Below are 7,341 nucleotides of genomic sequence, written 5' to 3'. Positions count from 1 at the left end.
TAACGCAGGCGAGGAACGAGCCTGCGGCACCCGCGAAAGGCGGCGCCAGCCGCCCCGGATGTGCCGTCCAGGCCTAGAGCCATACCCAACCCTCACCCCGGCAGCGCAGGGCGCTGCTTTGCGGGTGCGCTTCGCTTACACCGCACTACGGTTGCGTCACATCGAGACAGGGTGAATTACCGCGCACGACGGTTGAATCACGCCACATCAACATGGCAAATCGTAGCGCGTGGTAACGCAGGCGAGGAACGAGCCTACGGCACCCGCGAAAGGCGGCGCCAGCCGCCCGGATGTGCCGCCCATGCTTGAAACCACACCCAACCCCGGCAGCGCTGTGCGCTGCTTTTGCGCCGGGCCGCCGCTGCGGGTGCGCTTCGCTTACACCGCACTACGATTGGGTCACATCGAGGCAGGGTGAATTACCGCGCACGTCGGTTGAATCACGCCCCACCAATATGGCAATGATGGCTGGCGCTATGGGCTGCATTACGTTTAAATATCGTTTAACTGACTTTGTTAATATTCTGCTTTTTTAAGCAAAACACTGCGACTTTGGTCTAAATTTCACTATTTTTTTACCCATTCCGAAACGACATAGGGTATGCAAGAAAGCGCATCCCTCGTTTAATGTCCCTCAAATAGCTGGCCAGCTAACAACGTCTTTAGTAATTACACATGGTACTTTTTCATGCCCTACGTTCACGACACGCTGTCCCGTTTAAAGCTTAGCAGCCCCGCTCAGGTTGAATTTTATCAAGCGGCAGAAGAAGTATTAGAGTGTTTGCGCCCTTTATTTGAGCGTCAGCCGCACTACCTACAGCACAGCATTATTGAGCGTATGGTCGAACCAGAGCGCCAAATCATGTTCCGCGTTTGCTGGTTAGATGATGCTGGCTGCGTACAGGTCAACAAAGGCTATCGTATTCAGTTCAACTCAGCCCTTGGACCCTACAAAGGCGGCTTACGCTTTCACCCAAGCGTTACGGCAGGCACCATCAAGTTTTTAGGGTTTGAACAAATTTTCAAAAACGCCTTAACCGGACTGCCTATCGGCGGCGGCAAAGGTGGCTCTGATTTCGACCCCAAGGGTAAGTCAGACAACGAAATCATGCGTTTTTGCCAAGCCTTCATGTCAGAGCTTTACCGCCACATCGGCCCTACCCGCGATGTACCGGCTGGCGACATTGGCGTTGGCGCGCGTGAAATTGGCTATATGTATGGGCAGTACAAACGTCTGACAGGTCGCTATGAAGGCGTATTAACCGGCAAAGGCCTAAACTGGGGCGGCTCGCTTGGTCGTAAAGAAGCCACCGGATACGGCGCTGTTTACTTCGCACAAAACATGCTGGCGGCCCGCGGCGAGACCCTGGAAGGAAAAACCTGCTTGGTATCTGGCGCGGGGAACGTGTCCATTTACACCATCGAAAAACTGTATGAGCTGGGCGCCACCCCCATCACCTGTAGCGACTCACGCGGCACAGTCCACGATCCAAAGGGCATCGACCTTGGGCTTCTTAAGCAGCTTAAAGAAGTCAAACGGGTATCGCTTGAAGAGTACCTAAGCGAGCACCCTGACGCGTACTACATTAGCGTACGGGATTATCCGCAAGGTGGGCATGCGGTTTGGCACATCAAAGCAGACGCCGCTTTCCCCTGTGCCACTCAAAACGAGCTAACCGAGCTTGATGCCCAAACGCTCCTCGCCAATCAGGTTACCTGCGTGAGCGAAGGCGCCAACATGCCTTCGACCACCGAGGCTGTTGACTGCTTCCTGGCCGCAAAAATTGCCTATGGTCCAGGTAAAGCCGCTAATGCTGGCGGCGTGGCGACAAGCCAGCTGGAGATGGCGCAGAACAGTAGCATGGAGCAGTGGCCCTTGGAAAAAGTTGACCAAAAACTCAAAGAGATAATGGCCAATATTTACCAACAATGCGCCACCACGGCGGAAGAGTTTGACGACCCCACCAACCTGGTACTGGGCGCTAATATTGCCGGATTCAGAAAAGTTGCGGATGCCATGATTGAGCAAGGAGTAATGTAATCGCCTTCCTCTGCTAGATCGCTTACACTGGCCATGGCGAACAGTCCTCCCTAAAAAGGGGGGACTGTTTTTATTGACAGCTACAAAATCGTTTATTTACTGTTAAGTAAAAGTATTCAATTGATTTCATTGCTTTCCAAGGAGAGTGACCATGGGACAACGTCCTCCCATTATGATTAACCGTCTTGATGCAGAACGCTTGCAGCGCTTGATTGATAACGCTACGGATAAAGAGCTTGCCGTGGCCATGCTGCTTGAGGAAGAGTTAACCCGCGGGGAAGTGATTGATCCCCAGGAAATCCCCGACGACGTGGTCAGCATGAACAGCCAAATCCGCTTCACTGACCTAACCCGCGGGCGCCAAATGGTGCGCACACTGGTTTACCCTCATGCACTCAGCACGGTTGAGGACGGCATTTCGGTAATGGCGCCCATTGGCGCGGGCCTTATCGGCCTCAAAGTAGGCGATATTATTGATTGGCCTTTACCCAATAACTCCGAAGTCCGCCTACGTATCGACGCCATCTTGTGGCAGCCCGAACGCGAACAGCAGCTCCATCGTTAATAACGTTCTTACCGCCTTTTGGCACCATCGCGGGCGCGTCAAAGCCCTACCGCGCACTACATTCAAACCTTGTAATGTGGCGTAAGCGTTAGCGCACCCGCGAGCAAAATGCCCTCAAGATGACATACATCTCATAACCCATTAACCTTACCTCGTAATATTTATAAATATTTTAAAGGAAGGCAGTAATGGCAATCTATCGGCGAGCCTACGTGCCCGGAGGCAGCTATTTCTTTACGGTCGTGACCCATTCGCGCCAGCCGTTGCTCGCCGATCAACTCAATATTAATGCGCTTGGGAGAGCTTTTCGCCGAGTACGCGAAGAGCAACCTTTTGTCATGGAGGCCTTTGTACTTCTCCCCGACCACCTTCACTGCCTTTGGCCCCTCCCGGAAGATGATTCTGATTACTCTTCTCGTTGGAGAGATATCAAAAAGTATGCATCGAAAGATTTTCTCCTCCCCCCTGGAAACCCAAACGCTTGGCAACGAGGCTTTTGGGAGCACGTTATTCGGGACGAAAACGACTGGCAGCGACATATTGATTACATTCACTATAACCCGGTGAAACACGGCTGGGCCAAAGCACCTCGCGACTGGAAGTGGTCAAGCTTCCATCAATACGTAAAGAAAGGATGGTACGAAAGCGACTGGGGTTCAGAACGCATTCCCGACGTTTCCAAAATGGACTGGGAATAACAGCCTATAAGTAGTATCTATTCCAGCCGCCCGGATGTGCGCCCAGGCCTCCGCACCCAACCCCGGCAGCGCGCGGGCCGCCGCTGCGGGTGCGCTTCGCTTACACCGCACTACGATTGAAGCACTCCGCATCGATATGCGCTGAATCGTAGCGCGCGGTAACGCAGGCGAGGAACGAGCCTGCGGCACCCGCGAAAGGCGGCGCCAGCCGCCCGGATGTGCCACCCAGGCCTGGAACCGCACCCAACCCCGGCAGCGCGGTGCTACGGTTGCGTCACATCGAGACAGGATGAATTTCCGCGCACGGTAACAAATGCCGCGCCCGATGGTTAAACCACACCTCTATGCATTATTTACGCGGTGGTGGCATTTTTCCGTTAATGCCCCCAAACAACAAAATCCGGGTTGAGGGTTTCGTTGGGGTTGGCATAACAAAGCGGGCTGCCGTCCAGGGTCACTACCCGTCCACCCGCTTGTTCGACTACCGCTTGAGCGGCGGCGGTGTCCCATAGGCTGGTGGGGCCGAGGCGTGGATATACATCGGCACTGCCTTCGGCGATGATGCCAAATTTCAACGAACTGCCCATGGGCCTTGTCTCGTGAGGGCCTAGCTGCTTTAACCAATCTTCCAAATAGGGGCTGGCATGGGAACGGCTCCCCATTACGCGCCACGGGGTACCTTCTTTTGGCCTACCGGAAACATGAATAGCGACTCGCTGCCCATGTTTATCAATCTTAAACGCTCCCACACCGCTAGCTGCGATATACGCCACGTTAAATACCGGTGCCAACACAACGCCCAATACAGGCTTGCCGTTCTCGATGAGGGCGATATTCACCGTGAACTCATCATTGCGCTTTACAAACTCTTTCGTGCCATCCAACGGGTCCACCAGCCAATAGCGCCCGCTGGCATCCGGCCCGGTGAATACTTCGTCCCCTTCTTCTGAAAGAATGGGGATCCGCTCTGGAAGCGCTTTCAGCTTGTCTAAAATAATCTGGTTTGCCGCGTTATCGGCGGCGGTGACGGGGCTGTTATCCGCTTTAATCGCTACATCGAACGGTTGAGCGTAAACACGTAAAATAGCATCGCCCGCCTCACGGGCAATCGCACATACCTCTGCTAACAAATCATTCATACTGCCCCCTTGTCTGCTACATCGTTTTAACCCGCAGCCTAGGCTTTGTACGAAAACTGCTTGCGCTCGACCATACGGCGTTAAAAATCAGCTCAAAATACTCATTTACCCATGTAAACTCCGTTTTTTCGCTGATTTTTGTCTTGTCTGGCCTTCGCTCAGCGACTTTTCGTACAAACCCTAAAACGTAAAAGCCGCCAAAAATGGCGGCTTACGATGCAAACATATATGCGTGCTAACTTACAGACCGTAGCCCGCCTCACGGGCAAGCGTGTTATTCGCTTGCAGCCAGCCTTCAATATGGCCGCAATCGAAGGTGCGCCCTTGCATTCGGAACGCCTGGACCTGCTGGCCTTCCTGCATTAAGCGGTCAATGGCGTCAGTCAACTGAATTTCATTACCGGCGCCAGGCGGCTGGTCGCGTAAAAGCTCCATAATCCGATACGGCAGAATATACCGGCCAATGACCGACAACCGTGAGGGCGCGTCTTCGGGCTTGGGTTTCTCGACCACGCCGCGCATATCCGCGCTTTCACCGGCGCTGGGCTCATCGCAGTCAACAATACCATAACGATAAACGTCTTCCTGGGGCACTGCTTCCACCATAATTTGCGCGGCGCTGCTGGTATCCCAAAGCTCCACCATACGACCCAAATCACAGGTATTACTGCCTGGCTGAGACTTTACCAACACATCCGGAAGGATAACTGCAAACGGCTCATCCTTACCCAGTAAATGCGCAGCACAAAAGACCGCATGCCCCAAGCCCTTAGCGTTTGCCTGGCGCACGCTGGTAATTTTAAGTTCTGGCGGGGCAATGGCTGCGAGCGTTGCCAACAATGCATCTTTCCCTTTACTGGCCAGTGCATCCTCAAGTTCAGCATGGACATCAAAATGGTCTTCAATCGCCGATTTACCTGAACGTGTCACCAGGATAATTTCATTAATGCCAGCTGCCAATGCTTCCTCTATGACGTGCTGAATTAAGGGGCGATCCACAACAGGCACCATTTCCTTGGGGATGGCCTTGCTAATGGGCAACAACCGCGTACCAAAACCGGCGACGGGGATAATCGCTTTGCGCACCTGGCTCATGACTTATTTCCTTATTTCATTGCGTAACGAGCGCCACCTGCTGGCGGGTAACGCGCTATAAAATAGCCGACAGCAATGCCTTGGCACTTTCAATCAACTCATCCAAATGCTCAGGGCCTTTGAAGCTTTCAGCATATACCTTGTAGAGCGATTCCGTGCCGCTGGGGCGTGCAGCGAACCAGCCGTTTTCGGTGGTCACCTTGATACCTCCAATGCTCGCCCCATTACCGGGCGCTGTCACCAGCACAGCGGTAATCGCCTCTCCTGCCAGTGTTTGTACCGTCACGCTCTCACTGTTCAGCTTTTTGAAAGCCGCTTTTTCTTCAGGCGTACAAGCGGTATCGACGCGTTTATAGCAAGGCTCACCAAAGCGCTGAGTCAACTCGCGGTAGTAAACGCTTGGCGTCTTCCCGGTAACGGCCAATATCTCGGCTGCCAGCAAACACAGCGCGATACCGTCTTTATCGGTCGACCACGCTGCCCCATCGCGGGTTAGCAGGCTGGCGCCAGCACTTTCTTCGCCACCAAAGGCCAACCACCCTTTATGCAGGCCATCGACAAACCACTTAAACCCAACCGGTACTTCATAAAGCTCACGATTATGCGACGCCACCACTCGGTCAATCATGGAAGATGATACCAGCGTCTTACCGATTTTTAGCGACGCCGCCCACTCTGGCCGATGCGTCATCAAGTAATCAATACACACCACTAAAAAGTGGTTAGGGTTCATCAAGCCATTGGCATCTACAATACCGTGGCGGTCGGCGTCCGGGTCGTTGCCAAAGGCGATGTCGAAGCGGTCTTTCATTGTTAACAGGTTCGCCATCGCCGCCGAACTTGAACAATCCATACGGGTTTTACCGTCATGGTCGGGCGGCATAAACGCAAAGGACGCATCCACCTGGGTATTGACCACCTCCAGTGTCAGCGCATAGTGCTTTGCAACCGCCTGCCATACGGGCAGCGCAGTGCCGCCCATCGGGTCGGCCCCCAAGCGAAGGCCTGCCCGCTGAATAGCCTGCATGTCGATAACGCTGTTCAGCCCTGACACATAATGAGCGGTAAAATCGTACTCTTGCGCATGGGCAAGTGCTTCTTCTAGAGAAACAAGCGGCACATCGTCCAATTCGCGCAGCAGGTACGCGTTGGCACGTAACTCAATCCACGATGTCACGTCGGTATCGGCCGGGCCGCCGTGGGCGGGATTGTACTTAATACCACCATCTTCAGGCGGATTATGCGACGGCGTAATAATCAAACCGTCGGCTAACGCTGTGCTGGACGCGTTGTGTTGCAAAATGGCGTGGCTAACCAACGGCGTCGCGGTATAGCCGTGGCCTTTTTCAATCAATACCGGTACGTCGTTAGCGACCAATACCTGCAGTGCACGCTCCCAGGCAGGCCTGGAAAGTGCGTGGGTATCGAAGCCTAGAAACAGCGGGCCTTGGTAGCCTGCCTCACGCCGGAAATCCACCACGGCTTGAGTAATAGCAGCAATATGAGCAGCGTTAAAGGTACGTTCATCTGCGCGGCCACGGTGGCCAGAGGTACCAAAGGTTACGCGTTCTTTGACAACATTGGCATCGGGAATTTCGTCAAAAAATGCATTTATAATCGCTTCCATACAAACATCTTCCTAATCAGCTTAATCGTTGCTCTGCCGAGCCAACCAAAACATGACGGTCTGTTCCAAGTCACCCATATATTGTGAGGCGCCAGGACATGGTACCCAACACCAACCCCGGCGGTGCGCTGCTTTGCGCCGGGCCGCCGCTGCGGGTGCGCTTCGCTTACACCGCA

Annotated in this window: 6 protein-coding genes; 3 read left to right on the top strand and 3 right to left on the bottom strand. The window is 53.8% G+C overall.

The window, feature by feature from the left end; translation table 11 throughout:
• The first annotated feature begins 688 nt into the window (after window positions 1-688).
• From gdhA to CZ787_RS05965, 3 genes are all read left to right on the top strand, one after another.
• Window positions 689-2,041: an NADP-specific glutamate dehydrogenase gene (gene gdhA, locus CZ787_RS05975; protein WP_087107183.1), complete on the top strand. Its 1,353-nt coding sequence runs from the start codon at window positions 689-691 to the stop codon at window positions 2,039-2,041.
• Between the two features lie 151 nt (window positions 2,042-2,192).
• Window positions 2,193-2,606 (top strand): nucleoside diphosphate kinase regulator, encoded by a 414-nt coding sequence (gene rnk, locus CZ787_RS05970; RefSeq protein WP_087107181.1) that lies wholly within the window; start codon window positions 2,193-2,195, stop codon window positions 2,604-2,606.
• A gap of 188 nt (window positions 2,607-2,794) precedes the next feature.
• Entirely contained in the window at window positions 2,795-3,304 is a 510-nt protein-coding gene (locus tag CZ787_RS05965; RefSeq protein ID WP_087107179.1) for an REP-associated tyrosine transposase, read from the top strand.
• Window positions 3,305-3,681: 377 nt separating this feature from the next.
• Here CZ787_RS05965 and cysQ read toward each other — a convergent pair whose 3' ends face one another.
• The 3 genes from cysQ to pgm form a co-directional block, all read right to left on the bottom strand.
• A complete protein-coding gene (gene cysQ, locus CZ787_RS05960) occupies window positions 3,682-4,443 on the bottom strand; it encodes a 3'(2'),5'-bisphosphate nucleotidase CysQ (protein ID WP_087107177.1) in 762 nt (253 codons plus the stop codon).
• Between the two features lie 240 nt (window positions 4,444-4,683).
• Window positions 4,684-5,538 carry a UTP--glucose-1-phosphate uridylyltransferase gene (locus CZ787_RS05955; RefSeq protein ID WP_087107175.1) on the bottom strand — a complete coding sequence of 285 codons (855 nt, stop codon included), beginning with the start codon at window positions 5,536-5,538 and terminating at the stop codon, window positions 4,684-4,686.
• Window positions 5,539-5,593: 55 nt separating this feature from the next.
• Entirely contained in the window at window positions 5,594-7,165 is a 1,572-nt protein-coding gene (gene pgm, locus CZ787_RS05950) for a phosphoglucomutase (alpha-D-glucose-1,6-bisphosphate-dependent) (protein WP_087107173.1), read from the bottom strand.
• Window positions 7,166-7,341: the final 176 nt, after the last annotated feature.

It is taken from the genome of Halomonas citrativorans (assembly GCF_900163645.1).
Taxonomy (GTDB): domain Bacteria; phylum Pseudomonadota; class Gammaproteobacteria; order Pseudomonadales; family Halomonadaceae; genus Vreelandella; species Vreelandella citrativorans.
This window is presented reverse-complemented; position numbering and strand designations above follow the sequence as displayed.

Excerpts from the sequence above, each read along its gene's own strand:
- cysQ (WP_087107177.1), bottom strand. The coding sequence starts at position 4,443 with ATGAATGATTTGTTAGCAGAGGTATGTGCGATTGCCCGTGAGGCGGGC.
- pgm (WP_087107173.1), bottom strand. The coding sequence starts at position 7,165 with ATGGAAGCGATTATAAATGCATTTTTTGACGAAATTCCCGATGCCAAT.
- CZ787_RS05965 (WP_087107179.1), top strand. The coding sequence starts at position 2,795 with ATGGCAATCTATCGGCGAGCCTACGTGCCCGGAGGCAGCTATTTCTTT.
- gdhA (WP_087107183.1), top strand. The coding sequence starts at position 689 with ATGCCCTACGTTCACGACACGCTGTCCCGTTTAAAGCTTAGCAGCCCC.
- rnk (WP_087107181.1), top strand. The coding sequence starts at position 2,193 with ATGGGACAACGTCCTCCCATTATGATTAACCGTCTTGATGCAGAACGC.
- CZ787_RS05955 (WP_087107175.1), bottom strand. The coding sequence starts at position 5,538 with ATGAGCCAGGTGCGCAAAGCGATTATCCCCGTCGCCGGTTTTGGTACG.